13 protein-coding genes are annotated in these 16,813 nt (G+C 61.5%); 6 read left to right on the top strand and 7 right to left on the bottom strand.

From position 1 onward, the window contains the following. Positions 1 to 105: 105 nt before the first annotated feature. Together ACA075_RS11780 and ACA075_RS11785 are read right to left on the bottom strand one after the other, a co-directional pair. A complete protein-coding gene (locus ACA075_RS11780) occupies positions 106 to 711 on the bottom strand; it encodes a TetR/AcrR family transcriptional regulator (protein ID WP_497298610.1) in 606 nt (201 codons plus the stop codon). Then, on the bottom strand, positions 698 to 1,549 hold the full coding sequence (locus ACA075_RS11785; RefSeq protein WP_497298611.1) for a 3-hydroxybutyryl-CoA dehydrogenase: 852 nt from the start codon (positions 1,547 to 1,549) through the stop codon (positions 698 to 700). The genes ACA075_RS11780 and ACA075_RS11785 overlap by 14 nt, the downstream gene beginning before the upstream one ends. Positions 1,550 to 1,714: 165 nt before the next feature. Here ACA075_RS11785 and ACA075_RS11790 point away from each other — a divergent pair, with 165 nt between their 5' ends. From ACA075_RS11790 to ACA075_RS11800, 3 genes are all read left to right on the top strand, one after another. Further along, the gene (locus ACA075_RS11790) at positions 1,715 to 2,728 is read left to right on the top strand and encodes an AraC family transcriptional regulator (RefSeq protein ID WP_497298612.1); all 1,014 of its coding nucleotides are present in this window, start codon (positions 1,715 to 1,717) and stop codon (positions 2,726 to 2,728) included. A 413-nt stretch (positions 2,729 to 3,141) separates the two neighbouring features. Continuing rightward, positions 3,142 to 3,501 carry a DUF6124 family protein gene (locus ACA075_RS11795; RefSeq protein ID WP_497298613.1) on the top strand — a complete coding sequence of 120 codons (360 nt, stop codon included), beginning with the start codon at positions 3,142 to 3,144 and terminating at the stop codon, positions 3,499 to 3,501. Between the two features lie 189 nt (positions 3,502 to 3,690). After that, entirely contained in the window at positions 3,691 to 5,505 is a 1,815-nt protein-coding gene (locus tag ACA075_RS11800) for an ABC transporter ATP-binding protein (protein ID WP_497298614.1), read from the top strand. Here ACA075_RS11800 and ACA075_RS11805 read toward each other — a convergent pair. From ACA075_RS11805 to ACA075_RS11815, 3 genes are all read right to left on the bottom strand, one after another. Then, the gene (locus tag ACA075_RS11805; RefSeq protein ID WP_497298615.1) at positions 5,477 to 6,430 is read right to left on the bottom strand and encodes an alpha/beta hydrolase; all 954 of its coding nucleotides are present in this window, start codon (positions 6,428 to 6,430) and stop codon (positions 5,477 to 5,479) included. The genes ACA075_RS11800 and ACA075_RS11805 overlap by 29 nt on opposite strands. 107 nt (positions 6,431 to 6,537) lie before the next feature. Further along, entirely contained in the window at positions 6,538 to 7,536 is a 999-nt protein-coding gene (locus ACA075_RS11810; RefSeq protein WP_497298616.1) for an NAD(P)H-quinone oxidoreductase, read from the bottom strand. 137 nt (positions 7,537 to 7,673) lie between these two features. Continuing rightward, positions 7,674 to 8,891 carry a YbfB/YjiJ family MFS transporter gene (locus tag ACA075_RS11815; RefSeq protein ID WP_497298617.1) on the bottom strand — a complete coding sequence of 406 codons (1,218 nt, stop codon included), beginning with the start codon at positions 8,889 to 8,891 and terminating at the stop codon, positions 7,674 to 7,676. A gap of 115 nt (positions 8,892 to 9,006) precedes the next feature. On the opposite strand from ACA075_RS11815, the gene ACA075_RS11820 reads away from it, so the two are divergent. Beyond that, complete coding sequence (locus ACA075_RS11820) at positions 9,007 to 9,882, top strand: LysR family transcriptional regulator (protein WP_497298618.1); 876 nt, start codon at positions 9,007 to 9,009, stop codon at positions 9,880 to 9,882. 192 nt (positions 9,883 to 10,074) lie between these two features. Here ACA075_RS11820 and ACA075_RS11825 read toward each other — a convergent pair whose 3' ends face one another. Further along, complete coding sequence (locus tag ACA075_RS11825; RefSeq protein WP_497298619.1) at positions 10,075 to 10,797, bottom strand: pirin family protein; 723 nt, start codon at positions 10,795 to 10,797, stop codon at positions 10,075 to 10,077. A gap of 253 nt (positions 10,798 to 11,050) precedes the next feature. On the opposite strand from ACA075_RS11825, the gene ACA075_RS11830 reads away from it, so the two are divergent. Together ACA075_RS11830 and ACA075_RS11835 are read left to right on the top strand one after the other, a co-directional pair. Beyond that, positions 11,051 to 12,001, top strand: a complete 951-nt coding sequence (locus tag ACA075_RS11830) for a GlxA family transcriptional regulator (RefSeq protein ID WP_497298620.1) — start codon at positions 11,051 to 11,053, stop codon at positions 11,999 to 12,001. A gap of 184 nt (positions 12,002 to 12,185) precedes the next feature. Further along, on the top strand, positions 12,186 to 13,670 hold the full coding sequence (locus tag ACA075_RS11835; protein ID WP_497298621.1) for an ATP-binding protein: 1,485 nt from the start codon (positions 12,186 to 12,188) through the stop codon (positions 13,668 to 13,670). Here the strand turns inward: ACA075_RS11835 and ACA075_RS11840 are convergent. After that, a complete protein-coding gene (locus tag ACA075_RS11840) occupies positions 13,635 to 16,487 on the bottom strand; it encodes an ATP-binding protein (RefSeq protein ID WP_497298622.1) in 2,853 nt (950 codons plus the stop codon). The two genes, ACA075_RS11835 and ACA075_RS11840, sit on opposite strands and share 36 nt — an antisense overlap. Between the last annotated feature and the right edge of the window lie 326 nt (positions 16,488 to 16,813).

Genomic DNA, 16,813 nt, shown 5'->3' on the forward strand with positions numbered 1-16,813 from the left:
TGGTCTATGAATGGACTCCAAGTAGCAAAGCGTTAGACGTGGGGTCGTGCCGGGTTTGTTTAGACGTTTTTTTTATGGGAGGGGCGGGGCTTATTGCTTGACAACTCAGGCCACCGCCCGCGTGGCGGGCGACGGGCGCAGCAAGCGTTCAACGGCGCCGATCACCAGGTTTTCCAGCAGCTCATCGCGCAGCGCTTCATCCAGTGGATGTTGCGCCAGCCAGCCGGGTGCGCTGTTGAGCAAGTTGGCGATGGCGTGTCCGGCGGCCTTCAAACCCTGCTCGCCGAGACGGGACGGGGCGCCGAGCATCTTCAGCAACTTGCGTTCGTATTGCTCGCGCAACTGGCGAACACGCGCTTGTTGCTCGGCGTTCAGGCAGCCGCTGTCGCGCTCCGCCAGGCGAAAATGCCACGGCATTTCCCGGTGCAGATTCAAATGCGCGCGGATCAGGTTGAGCAGTTTGTCGCGTTTCGCCGAGGTCTTTTGATCGATGCGCCCAAGGGTCGACAGCAGTTCTTCGTAGAACTCCTCGATCAGGTCGAGCAGCAAGTGCTGCTTGCTCGGGTAATGGTGATACAACGAGCCCGGGGACAGCCCCAGGCACGTTGCCAGCTCACGCATGCCGACCTGCCCGAACCCCTTGCTGGCGAACAACTCCAGCACGATGTCCCGGTACTCGGCGAAGCGCGAGCAACGCTCAGGCATAGGCATGGAAGCCACGTCCTGTCTTGCGTCCCAGGTAGCCGGCGGCGACCATTTCCTTGAGCAGCGGAGCGGGGCGATATTTGCTGTCGTTGAAGCCGTCGTAGAACGCTTCGAGAATCGCCAGCACGGTGTCCAGACCGATCAGGTCGGCCAACGCCAGCGGGCCGATCGGCTGATTGCAGCCCAGACGCATGCCGGCGTCGATGTCGTCGGCGCTGGCCAGGCCTTCCTGGAACACCAGAATCGCTTCGTTCATCATCGGCACCAGAATCCGGTTGACCACGAAGCCCGGGCGGTTGCCAGCGGTGATCGCGGTTTTGCCGAGGGTGGTGGCCATGTCCAGCGCCAGGGCGTGTGTCGCGTCGCTGGTTTGCAGGCCGCGGATCACTTCGATCAGGCCCATCACCGGCACCGGGTTGAAGAAGTGCAGGCCGATGAAACGTTCAGGCTGGCTAACGCTGGCGGCGAGTTGAGTAATCGACAGCGACGAGGTATTGGAGGCAATCACGCACTCGGCGTTGACCTGCGCGGCAATCTGTTGCAGCACGCGCAGTTTCAGGTCGAGGTTTTCGGTGGCCGCTTCGATCACCATCTGCACGTTCTGCAGGCTACTGTAATCGGTGCTGGTGTGGATCCTGGCGAGGGCATCGAGCTTTTGCGCTTCGGTCAGGGTTTCCTTGGCGATCTGCCGGTCGAGGTTTTTGCCAACGGTGGCCAGGGCTTTTTGCAGCGCGCTCTCGGAGATGTCGATCAAGGTCACGTTGAAGCCGGCCAGGGCACAGACTTGCGCAATGCCGTTGCCCATGGTGCCTGCGCCGATCACGCCGATTTTTTGCAGATTCATGTTCCGTCCTTCCGATCAAACCCTGCGATACCTTGGCCGCCGCAACGGCCGAAGGCGTACTATTGGCCGCGAGTCTAGAACCGGCAGGGCGGTTGTCCTATGCCGCAACTGTTCAACGGTGCTGGTGTTTTTTGCCAGTCGGGCGATGGGGAGTGAAGCGTTCAAATGCGGGAAAAGGACTCGGTGGCGGCCTACTTCGTGCAGGCAATGATCCATGGGCAAGGGCACAATCCGCAGCGTTCGCGAGCTGCGCTGGAAGAGGCGGGCATCGACCCGGTATTGATCGAGCAGCCGACCGCACGCGTGCCGGCGAGCGCGTTTGCTGCGCTATGGCTGATTCAGATCCGCGAACTGAATGACGAATTCTTCCGCCTCGACTCCCACGGCATGCCGCCCGGCAGCTTCGCGCTGATCTGCCGCGCCTTGATCCAGGAACCCGACCTGCACAAAGCCATGCGCCAGTGCCTGGCCAACTTCGCGCTGTTCCTGCGCGACTTTCGCGGCACCCTGACCGTGCGCGGCAAACGCGCCATCATCAGCCTCGACACCCACGCGCAAAACGAAGACGCCAGCCGATTCGGTGAAGAGACGTTCCTGGTGTTGATGATCAGCCTGCTGTGCTGGCTCGGCGGGCGACGCATCCCCATCGACCGCGCGGATTTTCGCCATGAGCGCGTTTCCCTCAGCGACGACCGATTGCTCTGGGGCCCCAACCTGACCTTCGGCGCCGAACGCACCGAAATCGAATTCGCCAGCCACTACCTGCGCCTGCCGGTGGTCCAGGATCTGGCCTCACTGAAAGTATTCCTGCGCACGGCGCCGCAATGGCTGGTGATCCGCTTCCGCAACCAGCACGGCCTGGCGTCGCAGGTCCATCAGCGCCTGCGCAACAGCCATTACAGCCAATGGCCAACCTTGCAGGCGTTCGCCCTGGAACAACACCTGAGCCCCAGCACCTTCCGCCGCAAACTGGAGCGGGAAGGGTGTTCGTATCAGGAGATCAAGGACGAAGTGCGGCGCGGGGTGGCGTTTGAGCAGTTGCGTGAGAGTCGGGCGAGTATCAGTGATATTGCTGAACAGCTGGGTTTTCAGGAACCGAGCGCGTTTCATCGGGCGTTCAAGAAGTGGACGGGGGAGAGTCCGGGGCGGTATCGGGGGCGGTTTCAGGACTCTCAGTGAGCGTTTTGAGCGGGCACTTTTTGGGCAATCATGTGCGGCTGTTTAATCATGAAAGGGGGGTTGTTTAAACATCTTTGAAGATACTTCCTGAAAGCTACAAATCCTTGCGCCGTTGCCTACGGCTACGCCAGAATCCGCCGGCTTGTGCGCCTTGGGGGCGCTCGGTAACTTGATTCCCGTCACTGCCCTTCAGTGATCGGGTTTCGCAGCCCGGGTAAACTCTAGACGCACAACGTCTACCGCTCGTGAGCAGACGATTCATCGTCTGTCATTCATGTCATGGCGGCTGTGCGTGGGAGACCTTCGGGTCTGCCGGGTTCCTAGAGTCCTGGTCTGCGAACCCGCGTACAGTTGCCACCTCTTTGTCGTTTCGCAGCGAATGGTGGCAGCTCCATTTCTCTAGGAGTTTTGCCATGTTCAAAGTCACACCCAATCCGCCGGACACCGATCCGATTTCCCCCTACGAACCTGATTCTAAGAAACTCAACGAGGCCGCCGAGCGCGCCCTCGATTTCCACTTCCCGTCGAATGCCGACATCAAAGCCACCCCGCGAACACGTAGCACGCTGTTTTCCGTCGACCCGGAGGCTACGGCCGAAACCCTGGCGGTTTACCTGGTCGAGACTCTGGCCTCGGTCGACGTGATGGTTCATCAATTGGTGGATCATCTGGAGGGTGAGTCACGTTATGCGCTGTTGGGTATTTCCAACAGCATCATGATTGCGGAGATCACGGCGAACCGGGTGTTGGATAAGATTGATTTGCCCAGGTAGGTACGGTTTGCTGGGGTGAGTGGGTAACTGATGTTGGGTGTGCAGCAGTGCCTTTTTTGGGGCTGCTGCGCAGCCCAGCGGGAGCAAGCTCCCTCGCCACAGGGTTTCTTACCTGCCCAGTTGTCCAGCTGAAGTACCATGACGACATTGTCGTGATTAGCGACCTTCTTTTGCCGAGTTCATCAATCCATGCCTGCGGCACTTTCCCGTTTCACCTCATTGCTTGATCAGGCCAGACGCGCCTTGCTCCTGGTCTGGGGCACCTCTCGCGGTCTGTTTCTCGGCCTGGTCCTGGCCACCCTGATCGCCGGTGTCCTCCCGGCTCTGGCCGCGTGGCTGGGCCAACGTATTGTCGATGCGGTCGTCGCGGCCATGCAATTGCACGCGCAGCAGGGCAGTGCGCCGTTGTGGCCGGTGGTGCGTTACGTGTTGTTCGAGGCTGGCGTGCTCGCGTTGCTGTCCGGGACGCAGCGGGCACTGTCGGTTCAGCAGTCGTTGTTGCGGGTGCAGTTGGGGCAGAAGGTCAACACGATGATTCTGGAGAAGGCCCAGACGTTGTCGCTGGTGCAGTTCGAGAATTCCGAGTTCTACGACAAGTTGGTGCGGGTGCGGCGTGAAGCTTCGACGCGGCCCTTGGCGTTGGTGATGAAGTCGTTGGGGTTGATCCAGAACCTGATTGTGTTGATCAGCTTCGGCGTGTTGCTGGTGCATTTTTCGCCGTGGGCGCTGGTGTTGCTGGTGGTGGGTGCGTTGCCGGTGTTTTTCGCCGAGGCGCATTTTTCCGGGGATGCGTTCAGGCTGTTCACGCGGCGGGCGCCGGAGAGTCGGCAGCAGAACTACATCGAGACGCTGCTCTCCCACGAGGGCTACATCAAAGAGGTCAAGCTGTTCGGCTTCGCGCCGTTGCTGTTGAAGCGTTATCGCGAGACGTTTGCTCGCCTGTATGCCGAGGATCGGCGGCTGACCTTGCGCCGCGATGGCTGGGGATTTGTGCTGGGGTTGCTCGGCACTGGCGCTTTTTATCTGGCCTATGCGTGGGTGGTGGTCGATACCGTCCACGGCCAAATCAGCCTCGGGCAGATGACCATGTACCTGGTGCTGTTCAAGCAGGGGCAGACGGCGGTGAGCAGCAGTTTGAGTGCCATCAGCGGTCTCTATGAGGATGGTTTGTACCTGTCGAGCCTCTACGAATACCTCGCCGAACCGGTGGTGGCCGATGCCGGGCATCTCACGGTGGGGGCGGTGCCCGGCGATGGTTTGCGATTCGAGAACGTTGGTTTTCGTTATCCGGGTGCGAGTCGCGCTGCGCTGGAGGGCATTGACTTGCACCTGGTGCCGGGGCGCAGCCTGGCGCTGGTCGGGGAGAACGGTTCGGGCAAGACCACGCTGATCAAGTTGCTGACCCGTCTGTATCGCCCCGATCACGGGCGCATCTTGCTCGACGGCAGCGATTTGCAGGCGTGGGAAGAAGACGCGCTGCGCCGGCGCATTGGCGTGATCTTTCAGGATTACATTCGTTACCAGTTCTCCGTCGGCGAGAACATCGGCGTCGGCGATACGCTGGCGTTCAACGATGAACAACGCTGGAAAGAAGCGGCCACCGAAGGCATGGCAGCGCCGTTTATCGAGGGGCTGGATCGAGGTTACGCCACGCAATTGGGCCGCTGGTTTGCCGGTGGCCAGGAGTTATCCGGGGGGCAGTGGCAGAAGATCGCCTTATCTCGCGCTTACATGCGCCGCAACGCCGACATCCTGATTCTGGACGAGCCGACCTCGGCACTCGACCCGGCGGCGGAAGCGGCGGTGTTCGAGCATTTCAGCGAGCACACCGAAGGCCGCATGACGTTGCTGATTTCCCACCGGTTTTCCAGCGTGCGCAACGCGGACCACATCATTGTGCTGGATCAGGGCGCGATCCTTGAGCGTGGCGATCACGACAGTCTGGTGGCGGCGGGCGGGCGTTATGCGCAGTTGTTCAACCTGCAAGCCCGGGGTTACCGCTAGGCCCAGCAATTTGCGGTGGTTTGGACTTCATCAAACTTTCGAGCGCCTGGCGGTATTGGCTGCCACCCAGGCTCATGCTGTTGTTGTGCGTACCGCCGGGCACCAGTAACAGGCGTTTGGGTTCGCTGGCGGCATTGAACAATTGCTCGCTGAAGCGCGAGGGCATGAACGCGTCGGCCTGGCCATGGACCACCAGCAGCGGCATGTCGATGTCGACAATCTTGTCGATGGAATCGAATTTCTGCGACAGCAGCCAGCGCACCGGCAGCCAGGTGACGGGCAGGTTGTTTTCGGCCACCGCAGCCACCGCATCACCCAGTGAGGTGAAGGTGGATTCGATCACCAGACCGCGCACCGGTATCGCGCTGTGGTCCATTTTCGCCTGCGCCGCCAGGTCTGCCGCGAGGTCGATGGCCACCGCGCCGCCCAGGGAATGGCCGTAGATCAGGCGCTTGTTGGCGTCCGGTTGCATCGCCTTGAAGCGCTCCCAGGCGACGCGGGCGTCCTCGTAGACACTGGCTTCCGACGGCAGATCCCCCTTGCTCTGGCCGAAGCCGCGGTAATCGATGGCCAGCACCGAATAACCCATCGCCCGCAACTGCTCGATGCGAAACGCCTGGCCGGTCAGGTTCCAGCGCACCCCATGCAGATACAGGATCGACGGCGCATCACGACGCGCGGCCGGCCACCACCAGGCATGCAGGTTTTGCCCGCCCTTGAAGCTGGCCGGCTTGATATCGAATTCCTGAACGTCCTTCGGCAAACCGCGATACCAGCCGGCGGTGCCCGGCTCGATGCGGAACAGCAGTTCGCGCTCTTTGTATTTGAGGACGCCGCAACCCACGGGCAAGCCGACGACCAGCGCGGCCATGCACAGCAGCGGCAGCCAGCGACGGCGCAGGCGAGTGAGAAGGGGAGCGGGCATTTGTGTGGTTCGCCGAAAAAAACTGAAGCTCGGTTTTTAACAGACGCGTGGTGCGGACAGGAATCTTTTCGACCTGTGGGAGCCAGCTGGCTTGCTCCCACAGGGGATCAGTCCATGCGCAACACAATCTTGCCGATGTGATCGCCGGCTTCCATCCGCGCATGGGCCTGCGCGGCCTCGGTGTACGGGTAAACCTTGTCGATCATCGGCAGGCAACGCCCGGCAGCGAGTACCGGCCATACGTACTCGCGCAGTTGTTCGGCGATCGAGGCTTTTTCTTCACGGGTGCGTGAGCGCATCAGCGAGCCGGTGATCATCGCGCGTTTGCCCATGATCGCCATCAGGTCGACATCGTTGGCACGGGCACCGCCGAGGAAACCCAGCATCACCAGGCGCCCCTCCATGCCCAGTGCCGCGATGTTCTGATTCAGGTACGAGCCGCCCATGATGTCGAGGATCACATTGACGCCTTTGCCGGCGGTTTTTTCCTGGATGACCTGGACGAAATCCTGATCGCGGTAGTTGATCGCCTCGGCGCCCAGTTTGCGAATCGCCGCGCACTTTTCCTCACTGCCCGCCGTGGCGAAGGCCTTGACGCCGAACTCGCGGCAGAGCATCAGCGCCGTGGTGCCGATGCCGCTGGTGCCGCCGTGAATCAACGCGCGCTGGCCTTTGCTGGCGCCGCCAATGTCGAACAGATTGGCCCACACCGTGAAGAAGGTTTCCGGGACGGCCGCTGCATGCACCCAATCCAAGCCCTCAGGAATCGGCAGCGTCTGGCTGGCCGGTGCGACGCAATATTGCGCGTAACCGCCGCCATTGGTCAGCGCACAGACGTTGTCGCCGACGATGAATTCGCTGACGCCGGTGCCGACGGCTACCACTTCACCGGCCACTTCCAGTCCGGGAATCGGGCTCATGCCGGGTTTCATCGGGTACTTGCCGGCACGTTGAATCACATCGGGGCGGTTGACCCCGGCGGCGTGCACACGAATCAGCACTTCGCCCGCGCCGGCCGTGGGTATCGGTTCCTGGCGCGGCTTCAACACCTCGGGGCCGCCGGGCTCGGTGATTTCAATCAGGGTCATGGTGTGGGGCAATGTCATGTCGGAGTCCTGTCGAGAAAGTCTTCTGTAAATGGGATCGCATAAGTGAACCAATGATTCATTCCAAACCACCGATCCCTGTGGGAGCGAGCTTGCTCGCGATAGCGGTGTGTCAGTCACATTGATGTTGGATCTGCCTACGTCTTCGCGAGCAAGCTCGCTCCCACAGGGGATTTGTTCAGTAAACGCATGGCCTGCTCCAGCAAAAGCGCAACCACAATCGCGCCCGCTGCAATCCCAAACAACAACCCATGCTGACCGCCGCTGGCATTGAACAGCGCCGAATACGCAAACCCTGCAATTGCCTGGAAGGTGGCGAATGAAACCGTCGCGCGGCTCCAGGCAATCTGCTGCTGTTGATGGTTCGGCAGCAGTTCGTGCACTCGCGCCAGCGCCAGTGGAACGATGCCCGGCGGGAACGAACCGAGGATCACGGCCAACACGGCCAGCGCCGTGAACGAGCTGGAAATCGACAGCAGGCCGACGGCAATCGCCTGCACCACCAGCACCAACCGGATGCTCAATTTCGCACCCAGTTGATCGGCCAGAAAACCGTAACTCACCGGCCCGATGATCGCGCCCAGTCCATACATCACCCAGATCAGCGCGCCGATGTGCGGCCCGGCGCCGAGACCGCGGGCCACGTAATCCACCAGGAACACCATGGCCGGCACCAGCCCGGCGGCCATGAAAGCGTATTGGGCGAACAACAGGTAAACCCCTGGGTCGGTTGGCGTGGTGGTTTTCTCGATCGATACCGCAACGGCTTGATGATGCGCCTCTTTTGGCCAGCCGAACCAACTCGTGGCCGTCAGAAGCAGTGAAAGAAGACCCAGGCCAAACCAGGTTTGCTGCAAGCCAAGGCTTAGCAGCGGCGGCACAATCGTTCCCGAGCCGGCGATGCCCAGGCCGATGCCCAGGAAAATCGCACCGCTGGCGAGACCTCTGCGGGACGCCGGCACATGGGGCAACACCGTTGCGGCCACCAACACCATGATCGCGCCACCGGCAACCCCCGACAGCAGTCGCCAGCCGAAGAACCAGCTCACCGACAACGGAAAACCACACGCAAAAAACGACAAGGTCACGGCCAGCATCATCAGGCGCAACGCGGTTTTATTCGACGTGCGGTTGGCCAGTGGCCGGCCGATCAGCGCACCGATCAAGTAACCCACGAGGTTGGCGGCGCCGAGGTACACCACGTCGCTGGCGGAAAACCAGTGCGCCTGGATCAATGAGGGAATCAGCGGCGTATAGGCAAACCGCGCCAGGCCGATGCTGACCAGGCTGGCGGCGAGGCCGGCGAAGATCGGCAGCCAGATCGCGCTGCGCGGTGTGGTCGATGTGGTGTGCATGGGAAAGGTCCTGAGAGGATTTTACGCTGGCCTCCAGACTATCCCGATCGGTCGATGTAATAACGCAGCGAGTTTGCGCTATGGTGATGCAAATCTGCATCAACGAGAGAGCCGTATGAATTGGGATGACGCACGGGTGTTTCTGGCGGTGTGCCGAGCGTCGACGCTCCGGGGCGCGGCGCGGGTGCTGGGGGTTGATCAGGCCACGGTCGGCCGACGGATCGCGGCGCTGGAGAAGTCGTTGAGTGCAACGCTGTTTCTGCGCACCTCTGAAGGCTATGCGCTGACAGCGGTGGGGGAGGCGGCGCTGACGGCCGTGGAAAAAATGGAGCATTCAGCGTTGGAACTGGAGCGCCGGATTCAAGGGCTCGACGATCGACTGACCGGGCTGGTGCGGGTCAGCACCACCGATTCCCTGGCCATCGATTTTCTGATCCCGGCCATTGCCCACTTGCATGAACAGCACCCCGACGTGCGCGTGCAACTGGACGCTTCCACGCAGATTCTCAGCCTGGCCAAACGCGAAGCCGACATCGCCGTGCGCAACACCCGGCCGGACAACCCGGACCTGATCGCCCGTCGCATCGCACGCTGGCCGGTGGGCTTGTTTGCTTCTAAGGAGTATGTGGACGCCCATGGCGTGCCGGCGCCGGGATCGGCGTTCGAGGGGCATGATCTGGTGGTGTATCAGCCGTATCTGCAGGGCAACAAAGACATGACGCTGGTTTCGGAACCGCTGGGACGTGGGCGGATTGTGGCGAGTCTGAGTTCCAGTTTGCTGGTGCGCCGATCCATCGCGGCGGGGCTCGGGGTCGGGGAAATTCCGGTGTACATGGGGGAGAGGGACGGACTGGTCAGACTGTGGCCGGAGCGCACCCGACCGGTGCCGTATGACGTCTGGCTGGTGACTCACGCGGACTTGCGGCATACCGCCCGGGTCCGTGCGGTGATTGATGAAATTGTCGCGGTGTTTTCTGGTACTGGCGAATAAGTCGCCGCTAATCGAAGAACCAACACAACCCCTGTGGCGAGGGGGCTTGCTCCCGCTGGGCTGCGGAGCGGCCCCCTACCTACCTAAAGAGAAGGGGACTGCTTCGCAGTCCAACGGGAGCAAGCTCCCTCGCCACAGATGATGTGATTGGCGGGTAAAGCCTGAGGGCAAAGGCCCCCAGGTCATTCAAGGTCATGGCATTTCCGGCAGTTCTTGCGGGCGCAAATCGAACACCAGCACTTCAGCATCCACACCGTTGCTCAACGCGAGCACCTGCTCCTCACGAACCCGCACGCCATCGCCTTCCTGCAACTGCACACCATTAAGTTCGACGCTGCCACGGGCCACGTGCACATAGGCGTAGCGGTTGGCGGCCAGTTCCAGGGTGGCGCTTTCCTTGCCGTCGATCAGCGCGGCATACACCCGAGCATCCTGACGCAACTTCAGCGAACCCTTGGCACCGTCGGGAGAGATGATCAGTTGCAGGCGCCCGCGTTTTTTCTGGGTGCTGAAGTGCTCTTGCTGATAACGCGGTTTGGCGCCGCTGACTTCCGGCACGATCCAGATTTGCAGAAAGTGCACCGGCCGCGTGGCCGAATGGTTGTACTCGCTGTGCGCCACGCCACTGCCGGCGCTCATCAATTGCACGTCACCGGGGCGGATCACCGAACCGGTGCCCAGGGTGTCCTTGTGCTCCAGCGCACCTTCGAGCACGTAGGAGAAAATCTCCATGTCGCGGTGCGGGTGCTGGCCGAAGCCTTTACCGGCCGCCACACGGTCATCGTTGATCACCAGCAGGTCGGAAAAACCCTGCTCTTTCGGGTTGCGGTAATTGGCGAAGGAAAAGGTATGGAACGACTTCAACCAACCGTGATTGGCGGCGCCGCGATCCGAGGCTTTGCGAAGGGTCAGCATGATGAAATCTCCTGTGGGGACGTTGATTCGTCCGAGTGAGGAGAAGGTTAATGGTTACTGGCTGGTGCAATAAGTAGGTGGAAATTGAAATACTGTCCTGTTCAAGTTGACAGTGATTAACGGGCAATCAGCTATTCTTCTCCGACGCTGGCGCCGTACATTGGCCATAATGCACAGCATCCCTTATCTGCCGCTCCCACAGGGACTGAGTCCGGCAGATGGATCTTCTTTTGACTTCAGTGATTGTGAACCCATGAAAACCGTGGCTATGGTGTTGTTTCCGGACTTTCTGCTGCTCGACATGGCCGGGCCCATGGAAGTGTTTTCCATCGCCAATCGATATCTGGCAGCCGATGACCGTTATGAGCTGTCGACCATCGGCACCGAGCATGGCGCGCTGCGGGCTTCCAACGGCGTCAGCGTGCAGACCGATCTGCACATCGATCAGGCCTATCACGGGTATGACCTGTTGCTCGTCCCGGGCGGCCCGGGCGCGTACAACGAAAAACATCCACCGTTGCTGTGCTGGCTCAAAGACGCCGTCGATCGCGCCGGGCGCTACGGCTCGATCTGCACCGGTGCGTTCGTGTTGGGGCATGCCGGTCTGCTGGACGGTTATCGCGTCACCACGCACTGGCATTACACCGAGCGACTGATCAAAGGCTTTCCCAAGGCGACGGTGCAGACCGATCAGATTTACGTTCAGGACCGCAACCTCATCACCTCCGGCGGCGTCACCGCCGGCATCGACCTGGCACTGTCGGTGGTCGCCGAAGACCACGGCAAGAAAGTCGCCCAGGACGTGGCCAAGGTGTTGCTGGTGGTCATGAAGCGCCAGGGCGGGCAAGCGCAGTTCAGTCCGTTGATGGCCGCTGTCGCGCCGCATGAAACGCCGATCACCCGCGTGCAGAACCATGTGCTCGAACACCTCGACGAAGCCTTCACCATCGAACGCATGGCCAGCCTGGCGAACATGAGCACGCGGCACTTCGCCCGGATGTTCGCCCGGGACGTGAACATGACGCCCATGGAGTTTTTGCAAAGTGCGCGTATCGATTGCGCGAGGAATCTGCTGGAAACCAGCGACTTGCCACTCAAGACCGTAGCCTTTAAAAGTGGTTTTGGCAGCGTGCGGCACATGCGCTTTCTGTTCGGCGAAAAGCTCGGTCTGACCCCGGCCAAGTACCGCGAACAGTTCAGCTAGAGCGTTCTTGGCCGTGTTGCGCACCGCAATGGCCGTGATGCTCCCCCCATGGCAGTTGTACCGTCACCGAGGCCTGCCAAGATAGCCGTGAACTCTTTGCAATGGAGGTGCGGGAGCCTGGAAGGTGGGTGCGATGGATGTTTCTGCACTGTGAGCCGGGCCAGGTTTCAGCACGCAAACGTGCATGAACAGCCTCAGAGATTTAAACAGCGATACGGTGCTGCGGTTCGGCCCCTACGCATTTCACCAGCGGCAACGGCTGATCCTGGACGGTGATCGGCCGCTGCGCATGGGCGGTCGGGCACTGGATATCCTCCAGGTGCTGGTCGAGCGCGCCGGCCATGTGGTCAGCAAGGACGAGTTGATTGCCCACGTCTGGCCGACGTCCGTGGTCGAAGAAATCAACCTGCGCGTGCACATTGCGGCGCTGCGTCGGGCCCTGGGCGACGGGCAGGATGGCCAGCGCTACATCGTCAACATTCCCCAGCGCGGCTACAGCTTTATTGCCCCGGTGGAGCGGGTGCCTGTGGGGACTTTAGTCTCGCTTGAGAGCGCACAAAAACATCAACACAATTTGCCGGCACGGCTCACGCCTGTCACCGGCCGGGATTCGATAGTCGGCAGTCTGGTCCGGCAGTTGCCGGTGCGGCGTTTCATGACCCTGGTCGGTCCCGGCGGTATCGGCAAAACCACCGTGGCGCTACGCGTGGCCGAACTGCTGTTGCAGCACTATGAAGATGGCGTGTGGCTGGTGGATTTCTTGGCGCTCGATGACCCCGCGCAAGTGGTCGACCATCTGACTCAAACCCTGGAACTGGAAGTCGGCACGACCCTGGACGTGTTGGCGAATCGGCATATGTTGTTGGTGCTCGACAACTGCGAACACCTGTTGGAACGCTGCCGGACATTGGTCGACGATTTGCTGGCGTCGGCGCCTCGGCTGTCGATCCTCGTCACCAGTCGTGAACCGCTCATGGCAACGGGGGAAACGGTTCAGCGCTTGCCGTCCCTGGCGGTGCCACCCGCGTCGGCGTTGCACAGTGTGGCCGAGGCCATGGGCTACTCGGCGGTGCAGTTGTTCGTCAGTCGCGCGCGAGCCCTTCAACAAGGGTTTGCCTTGCGCGAGCAGGACCTCAAGGCGGTGCGTGAAATCTGCCGTCGGCTCGACGGCTTGCCACTGGCCATTGAACTGGCCGCGGCGCAGATCGATGCGCTGGCGCTGGTCGGTTTGCAGGCTCAACTGGATAACTGTTTTCAGTTGCTGACCCAGGGCCGGCGCACGGCCGTCCCCCGGCATCAGACCCTCAAGTCCGCGCTGGACTGGAGCTATGAACGGCTGAACCCGTTGGAGCAAGCCGTGTTGCAGCGGCTCTCGGTGTTCAAGATGTCCTTCACCCTCGAAGCGGCGATTGGCGTGAGCAGTTGCGAGGTGCTCAAGCCCAATCAACTGGCGGCACTGGTGCAGCGGCTGGTCGCCAAGTCGTTGCTCTCTATGGATCAGGTCAACGGCACGACGCGTTATCGCTTGCTCAACACCACGCGCACCTATGCCCTGGAGAAACTCGAGCACAGCGGCCACCTGCGCACGTTCGAGCGGCGCTACTCGCATTACATTAGCCGTGCGCGCTGGGTCTCAGGCGTTCAGTTGCCCATGGAGTTCGTCGAGTAGCCGCCGGACTTTGCTCAGGTCCGGCGTGGCAAAGCCTTCGGTGAACCGGTTGTAGATCGGCGCCAGCAATTCATGGGCTTGGCGGTACAAACCCTGGCGCTGCCACAGTTGCGCCAGTGAGGTGGCGCTGCGCAGTTCCCAGGCCAGGGCGCCCTGATGCCTGGCCACATTCAATGCCCGAACCAATACCTCTTCCGCCACCGCGCTTGTGTGGGAGTGAGCCTGCTCGCGATAGCGTCCGCTCAAACAATCCACCTCTGGCGGATTTTCCTCAGCCAGCAATGCATCAGCCCTGGCTCGCAATATCTCCGCCGTGCTCCATCCCGCCGCCCCCGTATCGGCCCGTTGCAACAAGGTTTCATCGACGAACGCGGTGTCCAGCGTGACCATGATTTCCTTGATCAGCCCGGCGCCCGGTGGGGGAGCTGACGGTGCTTCAGCCTGGTCAATCACCTGCGCATAGTGTTGCGCCCACGAATAAAACAGCAGCACCGAATGTTTCTGCGCCTGCTCCAGCAGCAGCCGTAAAAGTTCGCGGGCGGTTTTACTGTCGCCGTTGTAGTGGGCGATCAGGCAGCCGGCCAGCGCCAGGGTGTAGCAAATGGAGGTGCCGTGGTTGATCTGGAGCGCGATGTCCAGTGCCTGACGGGCGGTGCGCCAGGCTTGTTCCGGTTGACCTTGCAGCCAGAGGATGCGCGCCAGAATCGTCAGGGCGGCCACGCTCTGATCGTATTGCACGCCGAAACCGTGGGTGAAACGGTTGAGGTGCCCGCTGTGGGCCATGCGCTGGATGACCTGTTCGGCATTCACCCGGGCCAGTTGCTGATTGCCGGCAAAGTGCAGGGCCAGGACGCGCAAGCGGTGAGTGCTCAGCGACAGCACGGGATCGCCCTGCGCACCGAGACGGTCGAACAGCTGGCTCTGCTCCAGCGCCATTTGGTAATGGCCGCAACTGAGGTTGACCGCCATGTGCCCGGACACCGCCCGCAGTTGGCCGGCCACGTCGTTGTTGTGTTTGGCCAGGGTTCTGGCGCTGACGAACGCGGCGATGGTTTCGGCCGTGCCGCCCTGGGTGTGGTAGCAGGAGCTGCCGAGGGCCAGTTTGAGGGACATCTGCAAATGAGGGCAGGGCTCGGGCGCCGCCTCAAGCAGGGCCAGAGCCTTGCGCACGTAAACGCCGTGTTCCTTGAGCAGCGACAGTTCCTGCCAGAGTGGCGTCGAAGTCGCGGTCAAACGGATCGCCAGTGCCTGCGGACCTTGAGCGTTCAAGCCCCAGTCGAGGGCGGAACGGATGTCATCCAGACTGCGGGCGTAACGCTCGATCCACAGGCCGGTGGAGATCAGTTCCCAGTCGGTTTGAGCCTGATGCATCAAGGCCAGGCAGCGCTCGGCGTGGCGCTTTCGCGTGTCCGGCAGATCCACGGTCTGGTCGAGTTTTTCCAGGGCGTAGCTGCGCGTGGTGTCGAGCAAGCGATAGAACACTTCTTCGTCGCCCACTTCCACGTTCAGCAACGACTTGGCCACCAGTTGCGTGATCGAACCAAACACTTCGCCGGGCTCGATGTGTTCGCCGACGATCACCGCCGCGGCCGATTCCAGCGTGAAGCCGCCCCTGAATACACCCAAGCGGCGCAGGCAGGTTTGTTCGCAGGCGTTCAGCAGTTCGAAACTCCAGTCGAGCGTGGCGCGCAGGGTCTGGTGTCGGCCCAGTGCCGACGGACAGCCCTGGGTAAGCAGGCGAAAACTGCCTTGCAGCTGGGTCAGCAAACCGCTCAGGCCAAAGTGTCCGACTTGCGCCGCCGCCAGTTCAATGGCCAGCGGAATGCCGTCCAGACGGTGGCAGATTTCAATCAATAGCGGCAGTTCGTGATCGCTCAGCTCGAAACTGTCATGGCTGGCCATGGCCCGCTCGACGAACAGTTGCAGCGCAGAAAAGGTCAGCGCTTGAGCGCGGTCCAACACAGCGATGGGTGGTGGGCAATCAAGCGATTCCAGACGCTGGACGAACTCACCCTCGGCCCGCAGGCTTTCGCGGCTGGTGGCCAGGATGTGCACGTGCGGTGAGGCGCGCAGGATGCTTTCGCAGAGCAGCGCGACGGCGTCGATCAGGTGCTCGCAGTTGTCGATCACCAGCAGCATCCGCCGCTCGCGCAGGAACGCGGCAAGGCTGTTCATCGGTTCGGCGTCGTGCAGGGACAAATCCAGCAGCGTCGCTAGATGCGCGGTGATCAGAGACGGGTCGTTGATCGGCGCCAGGTCCAGCAGGCGAATGCCGTCCCGATAGCGACCGATCAACAGTTCGGCCACGCGCAGTGCCACGGTGGTCTTGCCGATGCCACCGGGGCCGACGAGGGTGATGAAGCGCTGGCGTGACAGTTGCGTGACCAGGTTTTCGACCAGCGATTGACGGCCGATCATGCGCGTCCGGCGGATGGGCAGGTTATGGGCGTTCGGCTCGAGGCTTTCGCTCGCGGGGTGCTGATCGATCGGTTCCAGCGAGAATGGCGCGACAAAACTGTAGCCGCGCTGGGCGACGGTGACGATATAGCGCTGGCCGGCCTGGCCGTCGCCGAGGGCTTTGCGCAGCGCCGCCATGTGCACGCGCAGGTTGATGTCTTCGACGACGCTTTTGGGCCAGACCCCGGCGATCAGTTGCTGTTTGCTGACCACGTTTCCTGCGTGTTCCAACAGGATCAACAGAATATCCATGGCGCGCCGGCCCAGGCGCAGGGGCTGGTCGGCCTCCAGCACCAGGCGTTGTCCGGGATAGATCCGGTAGGGGCCGAAATGGATGGCCTGCTCGGGGGGAAGGGTCAACGTGTCGCTCCTGCTTGCAGCCGTCTGGTTCGCGGTTTTCGAGCATATTCGTCAGGTTTTTCCGGCAACGCAACGAGGGTTCGAGTGACTGTCGGGTGTTCGCGGCGACTGCCCGTACCCGGCGCCACGGGCGGGTGCCGTGTTTACGGGGTGCAACCGTAGCAAAGCAGGTGTTCAGGCTTTTGGCGCGCCAATGAAAATTAACAACGTTTAACTCGTCCTGTGTCTGGTCTACGCCCAAAACTCTGCTGCTTCAACACCCGCTGGTCTTGTCGGAGCGTACCTGCTCGCGAAAGCGCTGGGTCAGCTCGCATCGATATTGAATG

The organism is Pseudomonas sp. LBUM1663, from assembly GCF_059695905.1.

Excerpts from the sequence above, each read along its gene's own strand:
- ACA075_RS11790 (WP_497298612.1), top strand. The coding sequence starts at position 1,715 with ATGCGGGAAAAGGACTCGGTGGCGGCCTACTTCGTGCAGGCAATGATC.
- ACA075_RS11825 (WP_497298619.1), bottom strand. The coding sequence starts at position 10,797 with ATGCTGACCCTTCGCAAAGCCTCGGATCGCGGCGCCGCCAATCACGGT.
- ACA075_RS11800 (WP_497298614.1), top strand. The coding sequence starts at position 3,691 with ATGCCTGCGGCACTTTCCCGTTTCACCTCATTGCTTGATCAGGCCAGA.
- ACA075_RS11795 (WP_497298613.1), top strand. The coding sequence starts at position 3,142 with ATGTTCAAAGTCACACCCAATCCGCCGGACACCGATCCGATTTCCCCC.
- ACA075_RS11835 (WP_497298621.1), top strand. The coding sequence starts at position 12,186 with ATGAACAGCCTCAGAGATTTAAACAGCGATACGGTGCTGCGGTTCGGC.
- ACA075_RS11820 (WP_497298618.1), top strand. The coding sequence starts at position 9,007 with ATGAATTGGGATGACGCACGGGTGTTTCTGGCGGTGTGCCGAGCGTCG.
- ACA075_RS11780 (WP_497298610.1), bottom strand. The coding sequence starts at position 711 with ATGCCTATGCCTGAGCGTTGCTCGCGCTTCGCCGAGTACCGGGACATC.
- ACA075_RS11805 (WP_497298615.1), bottom strand. The coding sequence starts at position 6,430 with ATGCCCGCTCCCCTTCTCACTCGCCTGCGCCGTCGCTGGCTGCCGCTG.
- ACA075_RS11785 (WP_497298611.1), bottom strand. The coding sequence starts at position 1,549 with ATGAATCTGCAAAAAATCGGCGTGATCGGCGCAGGCACCATGGGCAAC.
- ACA075_RS11815 (WP_497298617.1), bottom strand. The coding sequence starts at position 8,891 with ATGCACACCACATCGACCACACCGCGCAGCGCGATCTGGCTGCCGATC.
- ACA075_RS11830 (WP_497298620.1), top strand. The coding sequence starts at position 11,051 with ATGAAAACCGTGGCTATGGTGTTGTTTCCGGACTTTCTGCTGCTCGAC.
- ACA075_RS11810 (WP_497298616.1), bottom strand. The coding sequence starts at position 7,536 with ATGACATTGCCCCACACCATGACCCTGATTGAAATCACCGAGCCCGGC.